This is a genomic window from Roseateles sp. GW821-FHT09H10 (assembly GCF_059415865.1).
The window spans coordinates 1136952-1158990 of the sequence record NZ_JBWKOB010000002.1 but is presented as its reverse complement, the minus strand read 5'-3'; the positions used below and the strand labels follow the sequence as shown (position 1 = coordinate 1158990).

The window sequence follows — 22039 nt, the reverse complement described above, 5'->3', positions numbered from 1 at the left end:
GCTATTGAACTGCTAAGCCGGGACACAAAAAAGCCCCCGGGTGCGGGGGCTGTGCAGATTCACGTGATTCAGTTCACGCCGAGCTGCTTGTTGATCATCCACTGCTGGGCGATCGACAGGATGTTGTTCGTCAGCCAGTAAAGCACCAGGCCGGCCGGGAAGACGAAGAACATGATGCCGAAGGCGACCGGCATGATCCACATCATCTTCTGCTGCATGGGATCGGCGGCCGGCGGGTTGAGCCAGACCTGGAACAGGCTGGACAGCATCATCAGCAGCGGCAGGATGAAGTAGGGGTCGCGCACCGACAGGTCGGTGATCCACCAGATCCAGGGCGCCTGGCGCATCTCGACGGTGGACAGCAGCACCCAGTACAGGGCCATGAAGATGGGCATCTGCAGGAAGATGGGCAGGCAGCCGCCGATGGGATTGATCTTCTCCTCGCGGTAGATCTTCATCATCTCCTGCTGCATTTCCTGCGGCTTGTCCTTCAGGCGCTCCTTCATCTCGTTGATGCGGGGCGCCACGGCCTTCATGCGGGCCATGGACTTGTAGGCGCTGGCGTTCAGGCCATACAGCGCGATCTTCAGCAGCAGCACCAGGGCGACGATGGTCCAGCCCCAGTTGCCGATGAAGCCATGCAGCTTGTCCAGCAGCCAGAACAGCGGCTCGGCCAGGATGGTCAGCACGCCATAGTCCTTGACGCGCTCCAGGCCCGTGGCCAGCTTGGCCAGGTTGTTCTCTTCCTGGGGACCGGCGAAGAGGGTGGCCTGCTGGGTCACGCTGGCGTCGGGCGCCACCGTGGGCAGCGTGAACACCATGCCGGTGGCATAGGTGTCGGCGCGCACGCCGGCCTGGCCCGGCAGCTTGCGCACGAAGAACTCGCGGTTGCCCGCTTCGTTGACCAGCCAGGCGCTGGCGAAATAGTGCTGGATCATCGAGACCCAGCCGTCATTGGCCTGCTTCTCGAAGTCGACCTTGCCCTTGTCGATGTCCTCGAACTTGAGGGTCTTGAACTTGGCCTTGTCGTTGTAGATCGCCGGGCCGGTGAAGCTGGGCGTGAAGGCCGCGCCGCCGGTGACGGTGCTGCCGTCGCGCACCAGCTGCAGATAGACCTGGGGTGTGACGGGCGCCGTGCCGACGTTCATCACTTCATGCGTGACGCCCACCGTGTAGACGCCGCGCTTGAAGGTGTAGGTCTTGACGAGCTTGACGCCGCCGACCTCGGCCGACTCCAGGCGCAGCTTGACCTCGTCCTGGCCTTGCTTCAGCTCACGCTCGCCGGCCACGGCCGTCATCGGCGTGTTGTGCGTCGGCAGTGCGCCCGAGCCGCCGACCAGGCCGGTCTGGGCACGGTAGTGCTGGCCGGCGTTGAACAGCACGACCGGCTCGGGCGTGAACGGATCCGGCTTCTTCAGGCGCACCATCTGCAGCAGCTGGTCCGTCACCGTCGGGTCCGGCGAGGTCAGGTACTTGGGCAGCTCGGCGCGGACGATGTCGCCGCCCAGGGTATCGACCGTGACCGTCAGCACATCCGTGCGGATGGTGATCTTCTCGGACGGCGCGGCCGCGGTGGTGGCTGCCGGCGTCGCCGCAGCCTGGCCCGCGACGCCCGCGGCGGCGGGCACGCCGCTCGAGGCGGGGGCTGCCGGCGCCGTCGACACGGCCTTGGGCGTCGGGCTGAACATCGAGGGATGCCCGTTGTGCTTCTGCCAGCCGTCCCAGAGCAGGACGAGGGACATGGTGAACACCACCCACAGCACGGTGCGGCGAATATCAGTCATGGGGAGACTCGGACGAGGAAGACGATGACACGCAGGCGCGCGTCATGGAGGGGGATGAGATGAGGCGAGAAAACAGCCGCGGCGGATTGTCAGGCACCGGATCGTGGCCACCCTCGCACCAGGGCTGGCAGCGCAGGATGCGGTGCACCGTCAGATAGCTGCCCGCCAGAGCGCCATGCTTTTCCAGTGCCGCCAGCGAGTAGCGCGAGCAGGTCGGCTCGAAGCGGCAGGCATTGCCCAGCCAGGGGCTGAGCATCAGGCGATAGCCGCGCACGACGACCATCAACACACGGGCGGGCCAGCTGGGCTTCATGTCTTCGCCACCGGCTTGGCGGCCATGGCCTTGTCCAGCAGCTGGGCCAGTTCGGCACGGGCTGCGGCGCGCAGCGCATCGGAGGCAGCGCTGGGGAACTTCTGGCGGTCAAACGGTGAGCGCAAGCGGACGACCCACAAACCCGGCGGCATGCCGGGACGTTCCGCAAATGCGGCGCGGATCTGGCGCTTCAAGAGCTGGCGCGTCACCGAACGCTTGGCATGCCGCTTGGGAACGACGATGCCCACCCAGCAGCCCTCAACTTGAACTGAGGGCGCAGCGGGCGGGTCATGTTCCACAGGGTTGTGAACAGGCTGTGATTCGCCTGTTGATAACTCGGCTGAGGCTGTGCGTAACCTGGCGGCGTGCCAGGCGCTGGGCGCTGGATTGGCCGAAAGGTGGTGCAACGCGAAATGCGCGCTGCGTGCCCGGCTCTGACGGCCGAGCACACGCTCAAAGTCCACCGGGCGTTGCAGCTTGCCGATGATCATCGGTTGCCCGGAGGCTGACGACGCGAGAAGCGTCGTCGCGCGGCTTAGACAGCCAGGCGCTTGCGGCCCTTGGCGCGGCGAGCGGCGATGACGGCACGGCCGCCACGCGTCTTCATGCGCACGAGAAAGCCGTGGGTACGGGCGCGGCGGGTCTTGGAGGCTTGGTAGGTACGCTTCATGGGAGACCTCTTTTGAGGGTTTGTTCAAGCTGGGCGCAGCGGTTGGCACCCGGCAAAAAGGCCCGCGCTCCAAAGAGACGCCGGCTGAAAAGCGCATGCTTATTTTGGCGAGAACGCCAGTCGCAATGCGCGAAAACCCGGCATTACAGCAGAACCGGCCGACGCGGTCAATAAGTCGGGAGTCTCAAGCCGGGTTTGCCAGGGATTGACCCCCTTCGAAATTCTGTGGATAACCCACGGTTTGGGTGGCCCCGGATCCGTACAATCCGACCGCTCGAGAACAAGTTTTCCACAATGAGCCTACAAGAACAGAACGGGGCGGATGGGGTGCAGGTGACAGCGGGCATGAATTCGGCGGAATGGGCATCGGACCTGTGGCGGCGCGGCTGTGAGCGCCTGGCCACGGAGCTTCCCGAGCAGCAGTTCAACACCTGGATCCGACCGCTGCCGCCGGCGACGATGGCTGGCGAAGACGCGGCCCTGGTGGCCACGCTCAAGGTTCCCAACCATTTCAAGCGCGACTGGATCCGCCGCCAGTACGCGTCCCGTATCGAAGCCATCCTGACCGAACTGGCCGGCCGCCCGACGCGGCTGGAGCTGGCCCTGGTCGCCCGCGAGCCCTCGGCCGCCGCCATCAGCCTGCCTGCCGGTCCCTCCTCGACCCCGTCGCAGGCGCACCAGGCCGCCGAGCCCGGCGCGTCCCTGAAGCCCGCCGTTGCGGCGCTGGCCCCCGCTGTCATGCTGCCCTCGCAAGCCCCGGCGGCCAGCAAGCACCGCATCAACCCCCAGCTGACCTTCGACACGCTGGTGCCCGGCCGCGCCAACCAGATGGCCCGCACAGCCGCCCTGCATGTCGCCGGCGCGCCCGGCATCACCTACAACCCGCTGTTCATCTACGGCGGCGTCGGCCTGGGCAAGACCCATCTGATCCACGCCGTCGGCAACGCGCTGCTGAATGACCGGCCGGACGCCCGCGTGCTCTATCTGCACGCCGAGCAATTCATCTCGGACGTCGTCAAGAACTACCAGCGCAAGACCTTCGACGAGCTGAAGGCCAAGTACCACTCCCTGGACCTGCTGCTCATCGACGATGTGCAGTTCTTCGCCGGCAAGGACCGCACCCAGGAAGAGTTCTTCAACGCCTTCGAGGCCCTGCTGGCCAAGAAGGCCCACATCATCATGACGTCGGACACCTACCCCAAGGGGCTGGTGGACATCGACGAGCGGCTGACCTCCCGCTTCGACGCCGGCCTGACGGTGGCCATCGAGCCGCCCGAGCTGGAGATGCGCGTCGCCATCCTGATCAAGAAGGCCGAGGCCGAGGGCCAGCCCATGCCCGAGGACGTGGCCTTCTTCGTCGCCAAGAACGTGCGCGCCAATGTGCGCGAGCTGGAAGGCGCCCTGCGCAAGGTGCTGGCCTATGCCAAGTTCTCGCACAAGGAGATCAGCATCACGCTGGCCCGCGAGGCGCTGAAGGACCTGCTGTCCATCCAGAACCGTCAGATCGGCGTGGAGAACATCCAGAAGACGGTGGCCGACTTCTACAAGATCAAGGTCGCCGACATGTACTCCAAGAAGCGCCCGGCCAGCATCGCCCGGCCGCGCCAGATCGCGATGTACCTGGCCAAAGAGCTGACGCAGAAGAGCCTGCCCGAGATCGGTGAACTCTTCGGCGGCCGCGACCACACGACGGTGCTGCACGCCGTGCGAAAGATCGGCGGCGAGCGCCAGAAGAACACCGAGCTGAACCAGCAGCTGCACGTGCTGGAGCAGACGCTCAAGGGCTGATTGCTTCAGTCCTCGACGTCGCCGTAGACGGCAAAAAAGGCGTCGGCGAACTCCGCCGACGCGCTCAGCGTCAGCGTCACGGTCAGCCAGCCGCCCTCTTCCTGCTGCGTGAGCAGTTCGTGGTCCCAGGCCTGGCCGTCCTCGACGGGACCGTGGCGATTCGGGAAGTGTTGATGCGCCCAGTCCAGCACCTGCTGGGCCTCGGCCAGCACGGCCGGATGTTCATCGGCGCGCGTTGAGGCCATGGCCTCGAAGCTGGCGATGCCGTCGTCGCCGTCGCTGAAGTCAAAGATCAGATAGCGCATGGCGCGCAAGACTACTCCAGCGCGTAGATCCGCAGTGCGCTGACCTCTTGCCGCGACCAGGTGCTGCGCAGGCCGAACCAGCCCTCGCGCAGCGGTCTGGCGTCACGGTGGTCGAAGAAAAGCTGGCCGTCGATGTACACCGCCGAACGGCCATCCTTGACCACGGTCTGGACGAGGTAGTCGTGGTTGGGCTTGAGCAGGTGATCGGCGCCCAGCCTCTCCTGCAGCAACACGCGCTGGCCATCGCCGTACTTGCGCAGCCGCGTGCTGGTGTTGCTGTTGCCGCCGATGCCGAAGTAGTAGAGGCTCAAGGCGTCATAGGCCTCGAAGACGCCATTACGGCCCAGCGGCGAGCCGCCGTCCGGGCCGGTCGCCATCCAGAACTGGTTGAGGTCGCTGAGCCTGTCGTTGGCGCCGCCTTGCACGAGGACGCGGCGTCGGTATTCGATAAGGAGGTTGCCGCTGAGGCGCCGGTTCAGCCAGACAGTGACGCCGCCGGCCGTGTCCAGCACCAGGCGGCCGTCTTGCGCGCTGACCGTCGAGCCCGGCTTGGCCTCGATCTCGGCGACCCAGGCCTGAGCATCCTTGAAATCGTCGCTGAAGATCAGCCGGCCGCGCTCGCCGACAGAACCCGGATCAGCGAGCGCTGCACCGCAGAACGCCAACGCAAGCAGCAGCCACTTCATCAGGGCTTGCAGCCCGGAGAGGGATTGGCCGCAGGGCCGGCCGTCGTCTGCACGATGGGCGCCACGATCGTGCCGTCGGGCTTGTAGCGCAACTCCTCGATGGCGACCGAGCGCCGGTACTCGCCACCGCCGGGCAGCTCCGCGTTGTGATACGCGATATAGCTCTTGCCGTTGAAGTCGAAGATGGCCTGGTGGATGGTCGGCGTCTTCCGGTTCTTGGCCATGATGACGCCGCGCGGCGTCCAGGGCCCGGTGGGTGAAGGCCCGGTCAGATAGGCCGTTTGCTCGGGGAAGAACTCCGAGTAGCTCAGGTAGTAGATACCGCCGCGCTTGTGCAGATAGGGCGCCTCGACGAAGTCCTTCACCGCCAGCACCTGGATGGGCCCGTCCAGCTCGGTCATGTTGGCCTTGAGCCTGGCGTACTTCAGCACCGTGTTGCCCCAGTACAGCCAGGCCTGGCCGTCATCGTCGACGAAGACCGTCGGGTCGATGTCGTCCCAGGCGATGTCGGTCTGCTTCGTCATGTCGTTGGTGACGAGAGCCGAGCCGCGCGCATCCTTGAAGGGGCCGGTCGGCGAATCGGAGACCGCGACGCCGATGGCAAAGCCGGGCACGCTGGCATGCTCCACCGTCGAGTAGAACCAGTACTTGCCGTCGCGCTTCACGATGTCGGACGCCCAGGCGCGAGCCTTGGCCCAGGCGAAGGTCTTGACGTTCAGCGGCGCGCCATGGTCTTTCCATTGCACCATGTCGCAACTCGAGAAGACACGCCACTCGTTCATGACGAAGTCCTTGCCGCCCACCGGCGCTTCGTCGCGGCCGGCGTAGAGGTAGACGCGTCCGCCATCGACGAGGACCGCGGGGTCGGCCGTGTAGAACTCGGGGAAGAGCGGGTTGGCGGCCTGAGCGACACCGGCGACGGCAAGCAGGGCGGTCGAGAGGATCTTGTGCAGCATCAGGCAACAGCCTTCTTGAGGGAGAGCAGGCGCTGGACGGCGCAGAACACGAAAAGCAGCGCGCCGATGACGATCTTGGTCCACCAGGAGCTCAGGCTGCCGTCGAAGGCGATCAGGGTCTGGATGAGGCCGAGGACGAGGACGCCCGACAGCGCGCCGGCCACATAGCCATAGCCGCCCGTCAACACGGTGCCACCGATGACGACGGCGGCGATGGCATCCAGTTCCACGCCCTGGGCATGCTGGCCGTAGCCGCTGAGCATGTAGAAGGCGAACAGCAGGCCGGCCAGCGAGGCGCAGAAGCCGCTCAGGCCGTAGACGGCGATCTTGGTGCGGCCGACGGCCAGGCCCATCATCAGCGCCGAGGCCTCGCCGCCGCCGATCGCATAGACCGTGCGGCCGAATGCGGTGCAGTGGGCGATCCACAGGCCGGCGCCAAGGACGACCAAGGCGATCAGCGCGCCGGGCGACAGGAAGGCGCCGGCGAACAGCGGAATCTGCGTCTGCGACAGCGTGACGAAGAGGGGGGCATCGATGGTGATGCTGTCCACGCTGATCAGGAAGCACAGACCGCGCGCCAGGAACATGCCGGCCAGCGTGACGATGAATGCTTGCAGTTTGAACACATGGATCACGACGCCCTGCAGCGCGCCAAATACCGCGCCCCCGATCAGGACTGTCACGATGACCAGCTCGGCCGGCCACCGAGCCACCTGCAGCAGCCAGGCCGCCACCATGGTCGTCAGCGCCAGCACCGAACCCACGGACAGGTCGATGCCGCCGGACAGGATGACGAAGCTCATGCCGACGGCGATGACGAGCAGGAAGGCGTTGTCGATGAGCAGGTTGAGCACGACCTGCGTGGAGCCGAAGCCGGTGTAGCTGCCTGCGCCGACGGCAAACAGCAGCGCCATCAGCGCGACGCTGACCCAGGCCGTGAACGACGGGGCGGAGAACAGGCGCTTCATGCGGACCTCCGCGACCAGAACGACGACTGCGAGATGCAGACCGCGAAGACGACGACGGCCTTGACGACCATGGTCACCTGGGGCGGCACGCCCAGGGCGTAGATGGTGGAGGTCAGCGTCTGGATGATCAGCGCGCCGATCAGACTGCCGGCGAGGCTGAATTTGCCGCCGTTCAATTGGCCACCGCCGAGGGTCACGGCCAGGATGGCGTCCAGCTCCAGCAGCAGGCCGGCGTTGTTGGCGTCGGCGCTCTTGATGTTGGACGAGATCATCAGCCCGGCCAGGCCGGCGCCGAGGCTGCAGTAGACGTAGACGAAGAAGACGATGGCCGCGGTGCGCACGCCGGCCAGGCGAGCCGCGACGGGGTTGATGCCGACCGTCTGGATGAAGAGGCCCAGGGCCGTCCGCTTCATCAGCAGGGCCGTCAGGCCGGCCACCGTCGCAACCACGAAGAGGGACACAGGCAGGCCGAGCAGATAACCGCCGCCGAGCCAGAAGAAGCTCTGCGGCTCGTAGACCGTGATGATCTGGCCATCGGTGAACAGCTGCGCCAGACCGCGGCCGGCCACCATCAGGATCAGCGTCGCGATGATGGGCTGCAGGCCCAGGGCCGACACCAGCAGGCCGTTCCACAGGCCGCAGAGCAGCGCGGCGCCGAGGGCCGCGGCAAAGGCGACGACCAGACCGTGGGAGCCGACGAGCACGCAGGCCACGGTGCCGGCAATGGCGACGACGGCGCCCACCGACACGTCGATGCCTCGCGTGGCGATGACCAGGGTCATGCCCAGGGCCGCCAGCATCAGCGGTGCGGCGCGATGCAGGATATCGACCAGGCTGCCATAGAGGTGGCCGTCCTTGATCTCGAGGTGCAGGAAGCCCGGCACGAAGACGGCCGCGACGGCGAGCAGCAGGGCCAGGGCCGCGACGGGCCGCGCGAGCGGATGGCGCCAGAGCGGCGTGGCCGGAGCGCGGAGCGTGGGCATGGGGAGGGCGGCTTCTTTCATGCGGATTCGGCGGCGATGACCTCGAGCACGCTGCGCTCGTCCAGCTCGCCACGGCGGTACTCGCCAGCGGCGCGGCGGTCGCGCATCACGAGGACGCGGTCGCTGCAGTGCAGGACTTCCGGCAGCTCGGAGGAGATGAAGAGGACGGCCATGCCGGCCTCGCTGCCATCACCATGGGCCAGGGCGCGGACCTGGTCCATCAGGTCTTCCTTGGCGCGCACGTCGATGCCTCGCGTGGGTTCGTCGAGGATGAGGACGGCCGGCTGCGTGGCCAGCCAGCGCGCCAGCAGGGCCTTCTGCTGGTTGCCGCCGCTGAGCTGGCCGATGGGCGTATCCGCACTCGCCGTCTTGATGCCCAGGCGCTGGATGTAGTCGTCGGCCAGGGCCTGCTGCTCATCAAGGCTCATGACCAGGCGCAGGCCATGGCGGGCTTGGAGGGCCAGCAGGATGTTGTCGCGCACCGAGAGCTCGAGGATGGCGCCTTCGTGCTTGCGGTCCTCCGAGCAGAAGGCGATGCCGGCGGCGATGGCCTCGCGCGGCGAGTGCCAGCGGCGCGTGCGACCCTGCATGTCGACATGGCCGGCATCGGCGGCGTCGGCGCCGAACAGCAGGCGCGCCGCCTCGGTGCGGCCCGAGCCGAGCAGGCCGGCCAGGCCCAGCACCTCGCCGCGCTTGAGCTGCAAGTCCAGCGGGTGCAGGGCGCCGCGCCGCCCCAGGCCCTCGGCCTTCAGCACAGGGGCACCGGTCTGCGAGGCGCGGCTGTCCAGCCGGCTGGGCTGCTGGTCGGGCGGCGCGCCCACCATCTTGTTGACCAGGGCCAGGCGGCTCAGGTCGGTGGCCAGGTACTCGCCTTCGGTCTCGCCATTGCGCATCACCGTGATGCGGTCGGCCAGGGCATAGGTCTGGTCGAGGAAGTGGGTGACGAAGAGGATGGCCAGGCCCTGGTCGCGCAGGCGGCGCAGCACGGTGAAGAGGCGCTGCACGGCCGCGTCATCCAGGCTGGAGGTGGGCTCGTCGAGGATGAGCACTCGCGCCGAGATGCGCAGCGCGCGGGCGATGGCCACCATCTGCTGGACCGACAAGGAGTAGCGCGACAGCGGCACCGTCACGTCGATGTCCAGGTCCATTTGCGACAGCACGCGTTTCGCTTCGGCGTTGACGGCGGCCCAGTCAATGCGACCCCAGCGGCGCGGGAAACGGCCGGCGCAGATGTTCTCCGCCACGCTGAGGTTGGGGCAGAGGTTGACCTCCTGGTAGACGGTGCGAATGCCCAGGGCCTGGGCGTCTTCCGTGCGGCGCGGCGCGATGGGCTTGCCGTCCAGCGCGATGCTGCCGGCGTCGGGCTGGTACAGACCCGTCAACACCTTGATCAGCGTGGACTTGCCGGCGCCGTTCTGGCCCATCAGCGCATGCACCTCGCCGGGGAAGAGTCGCAGGCTCACATCGCTCAGCGCCTTGACGCCCGGGAAGCCCTTGTGGATGCCGGAGAGCTCCAGCACCGGGGTACTGGTGATTGGGAGATTCATGTCTGCACTCTCATGCCTCGTCGCTTGCAAGCGACGAGTCCTTCGGCAGGCGTCGGACAGGACGCAGGTCCTGTCCTCGGTCCGGCCTCAGTATTTCCGGTTCGGCAATTCCTTGGCCGCCATGTCCGCCGTGTAGACGCTCTCGGTCACCGTGATGCGCTTCTCCACCGGCTTCTTGGCGACGATGTCCTTGGCCAGCTGCATCAGCTGCGGGCCGAGCAGCGGGTTGCATTCGACGGTCACATTGAGCTTGCCGGCCTTCATGGCCTCGAAAGCCCCGCGCACGCCGTCGATGGAGACGATGGCGATGTCCTGGCCCGGCTTGAGGCCGGCTTCCTCGATGGCCTGGATGGCGCCGATGGCCATGTCGTCGTTGTGGGCGAAGAGCACGTCGATCTTCTTGTCGCGCTGCTTCAGGAAGGACTCCATGACCTCCTTGCCCTTGGCGCGCGTGAACTCGCCGGACTGGGAACGGATGATCTGCAGCTTGGCGTTGGGCTTGATGACTTCCTCGAAGCCCTTCTTGCGGTCGATGGCCGGGGCCGAGCCCACGGTGCCCTGCAGTTCGACGATGTTGAGCGCGCCCCCAGGTGCCTTGGCGGCGCGTTCCAGCACCCATTTGCCAGCCTTGCGGCCTTCCTCGACAAAGTCGGAGCCGATGAAGGTCACATAGAGCGACGGGTCGGCGACCTTGACGGCGCGGTCGGTCAGGATGACCGGGATGCCGGCGGCCTTGGCCTCCTTGAGCACCGTGTCCCAGCCGCTTTCCACGACCGGCGAGAAGGCGATGACGTCGACCTTCTGCGCGATATAGCTGCGGATGGCCTTGACCTGGTTCTCCTGCTTCTGCTGCGCGTCGGCGAACTTCAGCGTGATGCCCGCCTCCTTGGCAGCGGCCTTGACCGAGGCGGTATTGGCGGTGCGCCATTCGCTCTCGGCACCCACCTGGGAGAAGCCCATGACGAGGGGGGCAGCGAAGGCCGCGAAGGCCGGGGTCAGCAAAGCGGCGGCCAGCAGGCTGCGGCGCAGGATCTTCATGGTCTGTCTCCGTATCGTGGTCTTGTCACGGGCATCGTAGGAAGGCGGGCGATGCGCGGCCAATGACATTTCTCGGCCAAGCCATGCCGATTTCGGTATGGCTCAGTCACGCAGTCCCAGGCTGACGATACGGGCGTGTTCGCCGCTGCGGCGCAGCTTGTCCAAACTCTCATCGAAACGAGCGATCAGGACGCGCTGCCGGGCCGTCTTGTTGAAGGCCAGATAGGTCGGGTTCTCGGTCAGCGGGTTGGGCAGGGCGCGCACCGAGGGGTAGTCACCACCGGCCAGCAGGGCATCGCCGGACTGCTCGATGGCCACCGCCACGTCAAGGAAGCCACGCTCCAGCTTGCCGAAGTTCTGCACGTCCGAGGCCACCGGCTCGGCCAGGAAGACGCCGGCACGGTTAGCGGCGTCGAAGCTGTCGCCATAACTCCAACCGCGCAGCACACCGACACGCAGGCCGCGCAGGTCCTCGATGCGGTCGAACAGGCGCAGCCCGCCGCGGCGGGTGTAGACCTTGATGGTCTCGACATGCAGGGCCTGGCTGAAGTCGTGGCGGGCCTGGCGCTCGGCCGTCGAGTAGATGCCGCCGACGCCGTGCTCGCCGCGCTCCAGGCCCGCCAGTGCGCGCGGCCAGGGCAGGCAGACGATGCGCGCCGGCTCGTCGAGCTGGGCGAACAGGGTGCGCAGCAGCAGCGGGTAGACGCCATGCGGCTGGCCGTCGCGGCCGGCATACATGAAGGGCGGGTTCTGGGCGTCCAGGGCGATGACGACCTCAGGCGCAGCACGCGCGGAAAGGGGCGTGGCGGCGAGGGCGAGGCAGGTGCGGCGGGTGAGCGGCATGGCGGCAGTTGAAGGCCGTCGCCCGTCCCCGTCAAGCTAACGAAGCAGCCTCAAGCCATAGAGGCCACCGGCGACGGAGCCGGGCTTTGCCACGAAGCGCACGCTGAGCTTGCCGCCTGCTGCGCGCACCAGTTCGGCGGGCAGCGGGATATCGCGGCTGTAGAGCGGCTGGGCTTCGGTCGCCAATTCCAGCTCGGCGATGAGCTGGCCGTTGACGAGCACATCGAAGCGCCGGCCAGCATCACCGCTGGCCAAGGTCAGGCGCAGCGCACGGGCTTCGGCCTGTCGGTCGTTCAGTTCGTAGCTGAACCACTGCCGCGCATGTCGCCAGCGGCCGGCCGGCGCAATGCCGCTTTCGGCACCCTCACCCTTGAAACCGTGGTCGGACTCGGGCTGCTGTTCACCGGGCGCGACCTGGTCGATGGTCTGGGCGTCCAGCGCCAGGCGCGCTTCTTCGGCCTGGGCCAGCTCGGCGCGCATCAGGCTCTGCTGGGCTGTCGTGCTGCGCGCCCAGTACAGCATGTAGCGCGAGTCGTGCAGGCGGAAGAAAGGAATCAGCTGCAGCTGCTCGGCGCTCTTGCCGCCCTGGATGAGGCCGGGTGCCGTGAAGGTCAGCGGCTGCCCGGGCACGGGTTTGAAGCGACGCACGAAGTCGGCACGGTCGCTGACAAAGACGGGAGCCGCCTCCTGCGGGCAGACGGCGCCTTGGGCGATGTGGCCCATGCGCGAGCCGTCAGCCCTGAAGCTGAGCGTCTCGCCGGGCTGCGGCGTCTTGGCGGCCAGCACGATGGGGCCATGCAGCACGGCGACGTAATTCTTCAGGCCGGGCATGGGTTCCAGCGTCGTGCGCATCGGCAACTCGACGTCGACTTGGTCTCCTGCAGCCCAATTGCGGCGCAACTCGACATGGGCACCCGGTCTGGCCCTCACGGCGACGGGCTTGCCGTTGAGCTTGACCTTGAGCGCACCGGCCGCCACCCAGCCGGGATAGCGGATCTTCAGCGCGAAGCTGCCCGCGTCATGAACGGTCAGCCGCGTGCGCGACTCGTCGGGAAAACGGGTCGACTGCGTGACATGGATGCCGCGCTCGCGCCAGTCCAGTTTGGAGGCGATGAAGAGGTTGACGTAGAGCGAGTCGCCGTCGTGGGCGTAGATGAACTCGCCGTGGCGCGCATGGCTCTCGATGCCGGAGCCCACGCAGCACCACATGCCCTCGTGGACCTGCGAGTAGACGCGGTAGTGCTGCGGCCGCATGGGCGTGAAGTAGACGAAGCCGCCCTGCGGATGCTGCGACGCGAGGATGTGGTTGTAGAGCGTGCGCTCGTAGTAGTCGGCGTAGCTGGCCTTTGCCGGCGTGGCCTGGGCCAGCAGCGCCGTCAGCTTCAGCATGTTGTAGCTGTTGCAGGTCTCCGGGCCCTCAACCTCGTTCAGCATGGGCTTGAAGTCGTCGGCCGGGTGGAAGTGCTCCTTGACGCTGTTGCCGCCGATGGCGACGGTGCGCTTGTCCACCACGGTGCGCCAGAAGAACGCTGCTGCCTGCCGGCCCTCGTCTTCTCCGGTGATCTGCGCGATGCGTGCGAAGCCGATGACCTTGGGAATCTGCGTGTTGGCGTGCAGGCCGGTGAGCTTGTCCTGGCCCTGGGCCAGCGGCTGCAGGACGGTCTGGTGCGAGAAGCGTCGTGCCAGCGCCAGGTAGCGCAGGTCGCCGGTCATCTCGGCCACGTCGGCCAGCACCTCGTTCATGCCGCCATGCTCGGCGCGCAGCATGTCCTGCATCTGCGCATCGGTCAGCGGCGTCGTCAGCCGCAGCGCCCAATCGGACAGCTTCACCAGCATGCCCTTGGCGGTGGCGTTGCCGGTGTAGACCCAGGCATCGCGCAGCCCCGCGAACACCTTGTGCAGGTTGTACCAGGGCACCCAGCGGCCGTTGACCGAGAAACTGTCGACCTTGAGCTTGCCGGCGCTCATGTCGGCCCAGGCCTTGCCGCCGTCGGGGATGCCGCCGATGTAGCCCGTGCCCAGGGCGTCCTGGCAGCGCTTCAGTTCGGCGATGGCGTAGTCCAGCTTCTGCTTGGCTTGCGCATCGCCGGTGGAGGCCACCATCAGCGCCAGCGCCGACAGGTAGTGCCCGCCCATGTGGCCGTCCAGGCCCGTGGACTCCCAGTTGCCGTAGCTCGTTGACTTGGCCGGCAGGCTCGCCTCGCGCAGGAAGGGCGCGAGCAGCCTGTCGGCGTCCAGCACCATCAGGTAGTTCAAGTCGGTGTCCTGCGCGGCCTTGAAAGGGCCGTCCAGCAGGCGCACGCGGTCCAGCGGGAACAGCTGCGTCGCCGCACCGGCGCCAAGGGCCACCAGGGCGAGGGCCAGCGCGGCGAGCAGCTTCTTCACGTCAGGCTCCGGTGCGAACAGCCCACAGCGAAACGCCACCCAGGGACAGCGCGCTGAAGCTGACGACAAAGGCGGAGGCGTTGGTGTTCCATTGCCTCGACAGCACGCCCGCGTAGGTCGTGCCGCCGCTCACGATGCTGAGCTTGTTGCCGCCCTTGTGGGTCCAGCTGCCCGTCATGCCGCCGCTGACCGAGCCATCGGCATTCAGCGCCACATTGATCGAGGCCTTGCTCGTCGCCGTGATGTCCTTGCCGTGGTTGACGAGCTTGTAGCTGCCCGCCGCCTGAGCCGCGCTGATGTCGGCCGTCTGTGCCGGCGTGGCCAGGCTCAAAGGCGCATGGCGCAACGGCGCGATGACCAGCCAGCCGTCTTCATTCAGATGCATCTCGTGCACGCGGATCTCATGCGCCTCGCCGGTGCCGGGGAAGCGGCTGTGGAAGACGATGAAGTACTGCTGGGCCGCCGCGTCGTAATAGGCCGAGTTGTGGCCGGGCGAGACATAGCCCAGGGCCGTGCCGGTCTCGCCGCTGGCCAGCGCGAACTGGTGGCCGCCCATCAGCTTCATGCCGTGGGGCGTGATGCTGGCGTCGTCGAAGATCGTGCCGGCCGCACCCTTCACCGTGGACATGTCCTTGCCGGCGCCATCCACATAGGGGCCATCCGGCTGCAGGGAACGTGCCACGCGCACGTTGTAGCCGCCCGTGGCGTCCAGGCCACCGAAGGAGGTGAAGAGGTAGTAGTACTGGCTCTGCGGGCTGTAGAGCACATAGGCGCCCTCGATGCGCGCATGGTTGCCGCCCATCAGATGCTTGCCATAGCCCTGGCCCGCCAGCGGCAATCCCGTCGTGGCGTTGAGCTGCAGGATGAAGATGCCGCCTGAGTAGGAGCCGTAGACCATCCAGAGCTTGCCCGTCGCGTCGGCGAAGACCGCGGGGTCGACGACGTTGGGATGCTTGGTGGCGTCGTAGATCGTGCCGTCTTCACTGGCCAGGCCCCATTGGCCAGACTTCAGCAGCAGCTGCTTGTTCACATACGGCCCGTCGACCTTGTCGGCCAGCGCGATGCCCAGGGCCGAGCGCGGTGAATCGCCCTTGCAGGCGCAGTAGTACATGGCGAACTTGCCGTCGGGGAGCTTGGCGACATCGGGCGCCCACAGCGTGTCGGTCTGGGCCCAGGCCAGGGTCTCGGCCAGCTCGGTGGTGACCTTGTTGCCGAAGATGGGGTTGTTGTTGTTGACGCCATCCGCCAGCTTGGTCCAGTTCATCAGGTCGGGCGTCCTGGCGGCGGCCAGGTGGGAGCCGAAGACGTAGAACTGGCCGTCGGCGCGGATGACCGAAGGGTCATGCACGCCGGCGTTGGCAAAGCTCAACGGCGACTGCGATGGCGCGGGTGTCGGTGCGGGCGCGGGCGCGGGCGCCGGTGCAGGGGCTGGCGTGGGAGCGGGCGTCGGCGCGGGCGTGGGGCTGGGTGCAGGCGAGGCCGCACCGCCTCCGCCACCGCAGCCGGTCAGCGCGACTGCGGCCGAGCCTGCGAGGAAATCGCGTCGGTTCTGAAAGGCCATGATGAGCTTGTCTCCGGGTCTGGTGTTGGTGTGCGCCGCAGCCTAGGAGGCTCGGCGGCGGCGCACCAATGACATTGCAGACGCGGGCGATCCTGGTTTTGATATGCCGCGTGAGAACCGCGGAGGCAGCGCAAGGCCTGGGCCAACAACACGGCGGGCCCAGGCGTTCTCAGGTCGGCGGAGGTCGTTCGGCCGAAAGGGCGCTCAGCCCTCGACGGCGACGACGACGATGGACTTGGCCGGCAGCTTGAGGGTCAGCTTGCCGTTGGCCGACTGCGCCTCGAAGGCCTGCGGCAGGACCTGCGCGGCCTTGCCCAGCTCGTTCTGCGCGTCCATGGCGCCGGCGGTCAAGACCTGGCCCTTGACGGCCTTGGGTGCTCCCGAGCCGACCTGCAGGTCCAGCTCGGTGGCTTGCGTCGCGTTCGAGTTCACGAGGCCCACCCAGAGCTTGCCGTCCTTGCCACGGCCGGCCGTCACGCTGATGGCCGGCATGGCGAACTTGTCGACCTTGTAGACCGGGTTGTTCTCGACCTTGACGGGCAGCGAGGTCGCGTCCTGGAAAGGCACATAGAGCTTGAAGGCGTGATAGGTCGGCGTCAGCACCAGCTTGTCCTTGCTGGTGAGGATCATGGCCTGCAGCACGTTGACCATCTGGGCGATGTTGGTCATCTTCACGCGCTCGGCGTGGCCGTGGAACATGTTGAAGTGCAGGGCCGCCAGCAGCGCGTCACGCAGGGTGTTGCGCTGGACCAGGAAGCCGGGGTTGCTGCCGGGCTCGGGGTCATACCAGCTGCCCCACTCGTCGAAGTAGATGGCCAGCTTCTTCTGCGGATCGTTTTTGTCGAGGATGACCTTGCTGCGCGCCAGCGTGTCGTCGATCTTGCTGACCTGGGACAGCAGCGAGATCCATTCGCTCTCAGGGAAGCCAGCCGCCGCACCCTTGCCTTCCCACTTGCCGCTGGGGAAGGTGTAGGCGTGGTGGGCGATGGCGTCGAAGTTGTGGCGGATGCCCTTGCTCAGCACCTCCGTCCACGTCGTGTCGGTGTCGTTGCCGCCGCTGGCGATGAACTTGGGCCGGTTGTTCTCGGGCGTCTTCAGGAAGGTCGCGACCTGGCGGTACTGGTCCGCATAGAACTCGGGGCGCATATTGCCGCCGCAGCCCCAGGTCTCGTTGCCGACGGCGAAGTAGTGCACGCGGAAGGGCTTGTCGCGGCCGTTCTTGCGGCGCAGGTCGGTCAGCGTCGACTTGCCCTCGCCGGTCATGTATTCCAGCCACTCGGCCATCTCCTGCGCGCTGCCGGTGCCGAGGTTGCCGTTCACATAGGCTTCGGCGCCGAGCTGCTCGACGAGGTCGAAGAACTCATGCGTGCCGACGGCGTTGTTCTCCTGCACGCCACCCCAGTGGGTGTTGATCTTGACCGGGCGCTTGGCTCTAGGGCCGATGCCCTCGCGCCAGTGGTATTCATCGGCGAAGCAGCCGCCGGGCCAGCGCACCAGCGGCACCTTCAGGTCCTTGAGCGCGCCGATGACGTCCTTGCGCCAGCCGCGCACATTGGGAATCTTGCTCTCGGGGCCGACCCACATGCCCTCGTAGATGCCGGTGCCCAGGTGCTCGGCGAACTGGCCGTAGATGTTGCGGTGGATGACCGGGCCGGGCTGGTCGGCGCTGACGACGACCTTGACGTCGGCGGCCTGTGCGGCCAGGGCCAGCGTGGCCACGAGGGCCAGCAGTTGTTTCTTCATGTCTCTTGTCTCCTTCGTTGTTCTTTGGGCCTGGCGCGTCAATTGCGCGTCAGTGCTCCATCACGGCGCCGCCAGACGCCGCGCTCGTTCGGTTCACGCAGCACCGCCGGCAGCAGGGCGCGCGGCAGGTTCTGGTAGCTGACCGGGCGCAGGAAGCGCTGGATGGCGGCGGTGCCGACCGAGCTGCTGCGGCCATCGCTGGTGGCCGGGAAGGGGCCGCCGTGGACCATGGCCGTCGACACCTCGACGCCCGTGGGATAGCCATTGGCCAGGATGCGGCCGACCTTGCGCTCCAGCACCGGCAGCAGGGCACGGGCGGCGGCGAGGTCGGTCTCGTCGTCGTCCTGCAATTGCAGCGTGGCGGTCAGCTGGCCCTCCAGGCCCTCGAGGACGGCGAGCAGTTCGACCAGGTCCTTGCAGGCGACCAGCAGCGAAGCGGGGCCGAAGATCTCGGCCGACATCGCGTGGTTGGCCAGGAAGGCCGCGCCCGTCGTCTTGAAGAGACTTGGCGCGCCCTGGCAGCCGGCGGATTCGCCGCGCAGCAGGGTGTCGACCTGGGCCTGGCCAGCGAGCTGGTCTTCGCCGCGCTGGTAGGCACTGGCGATGCCGGGGGTCAGCATGGTGCCGGCGGTGACCGGTTTCAGCGCCTCGGCCGCCGCTTGGGCGAAACGGTCGAAATCGGCACCGGCCAAGCCCAGCACCAGGCCGGGGTTGGTGCAGAACTGGCCCACGCCCATCGTCAACGAAGCGGCGAAGCCGGTCGCGATGTCGGCGCCGCGCGCGGCCAGGGCACCGGGCAGCAGGACGACGGGGTTGATGCTGCTCATCTCGGCATAGACGGGAATAGGCTGCGGGCGGGCCGCGGCCGCGGCCATCAGCGCGAGGCCGCCGCTGCGCGAGCCCGTGAAGCCGACGGCCTGGATGGCGGGATGGCGCACCAGGGTGTCGCCGATGCCATGGCCGCTGCCGGTCAGCAGCGCGAACACGCCGGCAGGCAGATTGCTCTTGCGCACGGCTTCCACCACCGCGCGGCCGACAAGCTCGGACGTGCCCGGGTGGGCCGAGTGGGCCTTGACGACGACGGGGCAGCCGGCGGCCAGCGCCGCGGCGGTGTCGCCCCCGGCGACCGAGAAGGCCAACGGAAAGTTGCTGGCGCCGAAGACGGCCACCGGGCCGACGCCGACGAAGCGCAGGCGCAGATCGGGCCGCGGTGGCTGGCGCTGCGGCAGGGCGGTGTCGATGCGGGCGTCCTGCCAGCTGCCTTCCCGCAGCAGCTCGGCGAAGAGCTTGAGCTGGTTCATCGTGCGGCCACGCTCACCTTCCAGGCGCAGGCGGGGCAGGCCGGTCTCGCTCATGGCGCGGACGATGAGCTCGTCGCCGATGGCGAGGATCTGGGCGGCGATCTGGTCCAGGAAGTCGGCGCGCTCGTGGTCGGTCGTCGCGCGGAAGGCATCGAAGGCGGCGCCGGCAAGGGCACAGGCCTCGCTGGCCTGGGCGGCGTCGACGGCGTTGAAGTCAGGGCCCAGGGCTTCGCCCTTGCTGGGGTCGAAGGCCTGGAAGGCGGCACCCGCGCCGCGCACGGCCTCGCCGCCAATCAGGGCCAGGCCTTGAATGGTGTTGCTCATGGATTCAAACCTCAATGCGAGTGACGCGGGACCGCCGAGCCTCGGCAGCCACGCAGGAAGTCGAAGTCGCAGCCCTCGTCGGCCTGCAGCACATGCTGGATGTAGAGGTGCCGGTAGCCGGTGGCATCAAGCGGGTCCACGGTCTGCGCCGCGGCCCAGGCTTCGAGGCGTGCCTTCAGCTCCTCCTCGGGCACGTCCAGGTGCAGGCGGCCGGCGGCACAGTCCAGCTCGATGAAGTCGCCTTCCTGCACGACGGCCAGCGGGCCGCCGGCGCGCGCTTCAGGCGCGACATGCAGCACGACGGTGCCGTAGGCGGTGCCGCTCATGCGCGCGTCGGAGATGCGCACCATGTCCTTCACGCCGGTGGCCAGGATCTTGGGCGGCAGGCCCATGTTGCCGACCTCGGCCATGCCGGGGTAGCCCTTGGGGCCGCAGTTCTTCATGACGAGGATGCAGCTGGCGTCGACGTCCAGGTCGGGGTCGGCGATGCGGGCCTTGTAGTCGTCGAAGTTCTCGAACACGACGGCGCGGCCGCGGTGCTTCATCAGCTCGGGCGTGGCGGCGGAGGGCTTGAGCACGGCGCCGCGCGGCGCGAGGTTGCCGCGCAGGATGCAGATGCCACCGTCTTCGATCAGCGGCTTGTCCAGCGGGCGGATGACTTCGTCGTCGTAGATGGGCGCGTCAACGCAGTTGTCCCACAGGCTCTTGCCGTTGACGGTCAGCGCGCCGGGGTTGGGCAGCCGGCCGGCTTCGCCCAGGCGGCGGATCACGCCCGGCAGGCCGCCGGCGTAATAGAACTCCTCCATCAGGAAGCGGCCCGAGGGCAGCAGGTCCACGACGGTGGGCGTGCCGCGGCCGATGCGGGTCCAGTCTTCCAGCTCCAGCTCCACGCCCATGCGGCCGGCGATGGCCTTCAGGTGGATGACGGCGTTGGTGGAGCCGCCGATGGCCGCGTTGACGCGGATGGCGTTCTCGAAGGCTTCCTTGGTCAGCACCTTGGACAGGCGCAGGTCTTCCCAAACCATGTCGACGATGCGCATGCCGGACAGGTGGGCCAGCACATAGCGGCGTGCATCGACGGCGGGGATGGCGGCGTTGTGCGGCAGCGAGGTGCCCAGCGACTCGGCCATGCAGGCCATCGTCGACGCCGTACCCATGGTGTTGCAGGTGCCGGCGGAGCGCGAGTGGCCGGCCTCGGCGGCCAGGAAGTCGTGCATCTTGATCTCGCCGGCCTTGACCTGCTCGTGCAGCTGCCACACGGCCGTGCCCGAGCCGATGTTCTTGCCGTTGAGCTTGCCGTTCAGCATGGGGCCGCCGGTGACGACGATGGCCGGCACGTCGACGCTGGCCGCGCCCATCAGCAGGGCGGGCGTGGTCTTGTCGCAGCCCACCAGCAGCACGACAGCATCGACCGGGTTGCCGCGGATGCTCTCCTCCACGTCCATGCTGGCGAGGTTGCGCGTCAGCATGGCGGTGGGGCGCAGATTGCTCTCGCCGCTGGAGAACACCGGGAACTCGACCGGCCAGCCGCCGGCTTCCAGGATGCCCTTCTTCACATGCTCGGCGAGCTTGCGGAAGTGGGCGTTGCAGGGGGTCAGCTCGCTCCAGGTGTTGCAGATGCCGATGATGGGCTTGCCCTGGAACTCATGGTCGGGGATGCCCTGGTTCTTCATCCAGGAGCGGTACATGAAGCCGTTCTTGTCCTGGGTGCCGAACCACTCGGCGGAGCGCAGCTTGACCTTGCTCTTCTTGTCGTCAGTCGTCATGTCTTGTCTCGGAGTCGTTCTGGCGGCACGCAGGTTTGCCGCATGGAAACGATGCTAGGAGCGGAGGGATACGCGATCCAATCAAATAACTCGGCGTACCGATACCGAAACCGGCATCAATCGCGCCGAGAAGGCCTGCCAAAGACCGGCATGCCGTCGGCCGACCAGCGCAGCGGCTTCACAAACGTATGCCGGTCCGGGTTCCACAGCGGGTCGCCTTCGATCTCGGTGTAGGTGCGGGCGTGATAAACCAGCAGCACCTCGTCGGGGTTGTCCGTCACCGTGAAGCTGTTGTGGCCGGGGCCGAATACGCTGTCCTCGGCGGCACTGCGCATGACCGGCTGGACTGACTTGCGCCAGCTCGTCGGATCCAGCAGGTCGGCCGCCTCATCCGCCCACAGCAGGCCCATGGCGTAGTTCTCGTCCGTCGCGCTGGCCGAATAGCTGATGAAGACGCGGCCCTGGCGGATCAGCACCGACGGCCCTTCGTTCACCAGGAAGCCGCGGCATTCCCAGTCGTACTCGGGGCGGCTCAGCAGCACCGGCTTGGCCGCCAGCTGCCAGGGCGTCTGCATCGGCGCTATGTAGAGGTTGGAATTGCCCGGGATGGCCGGATCCTTCTGCGCCCACAGGTAATAGAGCTGGCCGCGGTGCGTGAAGGTGGTGGCGTCCAGGCAGAAGCTGTCCATGCCGGTATCGACCTGGCCGAGGAACTCCCATTCGCCGCCCAGCGGGTCCTTGGCCGCATTGCGAATGGCGTACATGCGGTGCTGGAACATGCCGAGGTGATCCAGCGCCCGCGTGTGCGCGGCGGCGAAATAGACATACCAGGCGCCGTCGTTGAAGTGCAGCTCGGGGGCCCAGATCAGCTCCGACCAAGGCCCCGTGTCGGGCTTGTGCCAGACGTCGAAGACCGGCGCATTCACCAAACCTTCGATGCTGGTGGCGCGGCGCACCTCGATGCGGTCGTACTGCGGCACCGAGGCGGTGAAGTAATAGAAGCCGTCGGCGTGGCGGGAGATGTGGGGGTCGGCGCGCTGGCGGATCAGCGGCTCAATCAGGTCGGACATGAGAGGTA

The 22039-nt window shown here is 67.4% G+C and carries 19 protein-coding genes; 1 reads left to right on the top strand and 18 read right to left on the bottom strand.

What is annotated here, in order from left to right; genetic code table 11:
• Positions 1 to 68: 68 nt before the first annotated feature.
• Genes yidC through rpmH form a run of 4 tightly spaced genes read right to left on the bottom strand, consistent with a single transcriptional unit; the run spans position 69 to position 2767 of the window.
• Positions 69 to 1784, bottom strand: a complete 1716-nt coding sequence (yidC, locus tag AC07OY_RS13460; protein WP_495043094.1) for a membrane protein insertase YidC — start codon at positions 1782 to 1784, stop codon at positions 69 to 71.
• Entirely contained in the window at positions 1777 to 2097 is a 321-nt protein-coding gene (gene yidD, locus AC07OY_RS13455) for a membrane protein insertion efficiency factor YidD (protein WP_495043093.1), read from the bottom strand. The genes yidC and yidD overlap by 8 nt, the downstream gene beginning before the upstream one ends.
• Positions 2094 to 2588, bottom strand: coding sequence for a ribonuclease P protein component (locus AC07OY_RS13450; protein WP_495043092.1), 495 nt, complete (start codon positions 2586 to 2588; stop codon positions 2094 to 2096). The genes yidD and AC07OY_RS13450 overlap by 4 nt, the downstream gene beginning before the upstream one ends.
• Before the next feature lie 44 nt (positions 2589 to 2632).
• Complete coding sequence (gene rpmH, locus AC07OY_RS13445) at positions 2633 to 2767, bottom strand: 50S ribosomal protein L34 (RefSeq protein WP_054021782.1); 135 nt, start codon at positions 2765 to 2767, stop codon at positions 2633 to 2635.
• A gap of 345 nt (positions 2768 to 3112) precedes the next feature.
• Between rpmH and dnaA the strand changes: the two genes are divergently transcribed.
• Positions 3113 to 4555, top strand: a complete 1443-nt coding sequence (gene dnaA / locus AC07OY_RS13440; protein ID WP_495043091.1) for a chromosomal replication initiator protein DnaA — start codon at positions 3113 to 3115, stop codon at positions 4553 to 4555.
• A 5-nt stretch (positions 4556 to 4560) separates the two neighbouring features.
• On the opposite strand, the gene AC07OY_RS13435 is transcribed toward dnaA, so the two are convergent.
• The 14 genes from AC07OY_RS13435 to AC07OY_RS13370 all read right to left on the bottom strand — a co-directional run bounded on the left by AC07OY_RS13435 (position 4561) and on the right by AC07OY_RS13370 (position 22031).
• Complete coding sequence (locus AC07OY_RS13435; RefSeq protein WP_495043090.1) at positions 4561 to 4860, bottom strand: hypothetical protein; 300 nt, start codon at positions 4858 to 4860, stop codon at positions 4561 to 4563.
• 11 nt (positions 4861 to 4871) lie between these two features.
• Positions 4872 to 5546: a DUF6250 domain-containing protein gene (locus tag AC07OY_RS13430; protein ID WP_495043089.1), complete on the bottom strand. Its 675-nt coding sequence runs from the start codon at positions 5544 to 5546 to the stop codon at positions 4872 to 4874.
• A complete protein-coding gene (locus AC07OY_RS13425; protein WP_495043088.1) occupies positions 5546 to 6502 on the bottom strand; it encodes a glycoside hydrolase family 43 protein in 957 nt (318 codons plus the stop codon). Before AC07OY_RS13425 ends, AC07OY_RS13430 begins: the two co-directional genes overlap by 1 nt.
• A complete protein-coding gene (yjfF, locus tag AC07OY_RS13420) occupies positions 6502 to 7470 on the bottom strand; it encodes a galactofuranose ABC transporter, permease protein YjfF (RefSeq protein ID WP_495043087.1) in 969 nt (322 codons plus the stop codon). Before yjfF ends, AC07OY_RS13425 begins: the two co-directional genes overlap by 1 nt.
• Complete coding sequence (locus AC07OY_RS13415) at positions 7467 to 8453, bottom strand: ABC transporter permease (RefSeq protein ID WP_495043086.1); 987 nt, start codon at positions 8451 to 8453, stop codon at positions 7467 to 7469. The genes yjfF and AC07OY_RS13415 overlap by 4 nt, the downstream gene beginning before the upstream one ends.
• A 17-nt stretch (positions 8454 to 8470) precedes the next feature.
• On the bottom strand, positions 8471 to 10000 hold the full coding sequence (locus AC07OY_RS13410) for a sugar ABC transporter ATP-binding protein (RefSeq protein WP_495043085.1): 1530 nt from the start codon (positions 9998 to 10000) through the stop codon (positions 8471 to 8473).
• 87 nt (positions 10001 to 10087) lie between these two features.
• Complete coding sequence (locus AC07OY_RS13405) at positions 10088 to 11038, bottom strand: ABC transporter substrate-binding protein (protein WP_495043084.1); 951 nt, start codon at positions 11036 to 11038, stop codon at positions 10088 to 10090.
• A 102-nt stretch (positions 11039 to 11140) separates the two neighbouring features.
• Complete coding sequence (locus tag AC07OY_RS13400; protein ID WP_495043083.1) at positions 11141 to 11881, bottom strand: substrate-binding periplasmic protein; 741 nt, start codon at positions 11879 to 11881, stop codon at positions 11141 to 11143.
• Positions 11882 to 11917: 36 nt separating this feature from the next.
• Positions 11918 to 14266, bottom strand: a complete 2349-nt coding sequence (locus AC07OY_RS13395) for a beta-L-arabinofuranosidase domain-containing protein (RefSeq protein ID WP_495043081.1) — start codon at positions 14264 to 14266, stop codon at positions 11918 to 11920.
• Between the two features lies 1 nt (position 14267).
• Positions 14268 to 15827: a glycoside hydrolase family 43 protein gene (locus AC07OY_RS13390; RefSeq protein WP_495043080.1), complete on the bottom strand. Its 1560-nt coding sequence runs from the start codon at positions 15825 to 15827 to the stop codon at positions 14268 to 14270.
• 204 nt (positions 15828 to 16031) lie between these two features.
• Entirely contained in the window at positions 16032 to 17570 is a 1539-nt protein-coding gene (locus AC07OY_RS13385) for an alpha-N-arabinofuranosidase (protein WP_495043079.1), read from the bottom strand.
• A 38-nt stretch (positions 17571 to 17608) separates the two neighbouring features.
• Positions 17609 to 19195 (bottom strand): aldehyde dehydrogenase (NADP(+)), encoded by a 1587-nt coding sequence (locus tag AC07OY_RS13380; RefSeq protein WP_495043078.1) that lies wholly within the window; start codon positions 19193 to 19195, stop codon positions 17609 to 17611.
• Positions 19196 to 19206: 11 nt separating this feature from the next.
• Positions 19207 to 20961, bottom strand: coding sequence for an IlvD/Edd family dehydratase (locus AC07OY_RS13375; RefSeq protein WP_495043077.1), 1755 nt, complete (start codon positions 20959 to 20961; stop codon positions 19207 to 19209).
• Between the two features lie 116 nt (positions 20962 to 21077).
• Positions 21078 to 22031: a glycoside hydrolase family 43 protein gene (locus AC07OY_RS13370; protein WP_495043076.1), complete on the bottom strand. Its 954-nt coding sequence runs from the start codon at positions 22029 to 22031 to the stop codon at positions 21078 to 21080.
• Between the last annotated feature and the right edge of the window lie 8 nt (positions 22032 to 22039).

Coding starts and splice junctions, on each gene's coding strand:
- yidC (WP_495043094.1), bottom strand. CDS start 1,784: ATGACTGATATTCGCCGCACCGTGCTGTGGGTGGTGTTCACCATGTCC.
- yidD (WP_495043093.1), bottom strand. CDS start 2,097: ATGAAGCCCAGCTGGCCCGCCCGTGTGTTGATGGTCGTCGTGCGCGGC.
- AC07OY_RS13450 (WP_495043092.1), bottom strand. CDS start 2,588: ATGATCATCGGCAAGCTGCAACGCCCGGTGGACTTTGAGCGTGTGCTC.
- rpmH (WP_054021782.1), bottom strand. CDS start 2,767: ATGAAGCGTACCTACCAAGCCTCCAAGACCCGCCGCGCCCGTACCCAC.
- dnaA (WP_495043091.1), top strand. CDS start 3,113: ATGAATTCGGCGGAATGGGCATCGGACCTGTGGCGGCGCGGCTGTGAG.
- AC07OY_RS13435 (WP_495043090.1), bottom strand. CDS start 4,860: ATGCGCTATCTGATCTTTGACTTCAGCGACGGCGACGACGGCATCGCC.
- AC07OY_RS13430 (WP_495043089.1), bottom strand. CDS start 5,546: ATGAAGTGGCTGCTGCTTGCGTTGGCGTTCTGCGGTGCAGCGCTCGCT.
- AC07OY_RS13425 (WP_495043088.1), bottom strand. CDS start 6,502: ATGCTGCACAAGATCCTCTCGACCGCCCTGCTTGCCGTCGCCGGTGTC.
- yjfF (WP_495043087.1), bottom strand. CDS start 7,470: ATGAAGCGCCTGTTCTCCGCCCCGTCGTTCACGGCCTGGGTCAGCGTC.
- AC07OY_RS13415 (WP_495043086.1), bottom strand. CDS start 8,453: ATGCCCACGCTCCGCGCTCCGGCCACGCCGCTCTGGCGCCATCCGCTC.
- AC07OY_RS13410 (WP_495043085.1), bottom strand. CDS start 10,000: ATGAATCTCCCAATCACCAGTACCCCGGTGCTGGAGCTCTCCGGCATC.
- AC07OY_RS13405 (WP_495043084.1), bottom strand. CDS start 11,038: ATGAAGATCCTGCGCCGCAGCCTGCTGGCCGCCGCTTTGCTGACCCCG.
- AC07OY_RS13400 (WP_495043083.1), bottom strand. CDS start 11,881: ATGCCGCTCACCCGCCGCACCTGCCTCGCCCTCGCCGCCACGCCCCTT.
- AC07OY_RS13390 (WP_495043080.1), bottom strand. CDS start 15,827: ATGGCCTTTCAGAACCGACGCGATTTCCTCGCAGGCTCGGCCGCAGTC.
- AC07OY_RS13385 (WP_495043079.1), bottom strand. CDS start 17,570: ATGAAGAAACAACTGCTGGCCCTCGTGGCCACGCTGGCCCTGGCCGCA.
- AC07OY_RS13380 (WP_495043078.1), bottom strand. CDS start 19,195: ATGAGCAACACCATTCAAGGCCTGGCCCTGATTGGCGGCGAGGCCGTG.
- AC07OY_RS13375 (WP_495043077.1), bottom strand. CDS start 20,961: ATGACGACTGACGACAAGAAGAGCAAGGTCAAGCTGCGCTCCGCCGAG.
- AC07OY_RS13370 (WP_495043076.1), bottom strand. CDS start 22,031: ATGTCCGACCTGATTGAGCCGCTGATCCGCCAGCGCGCCGACCCCCAC.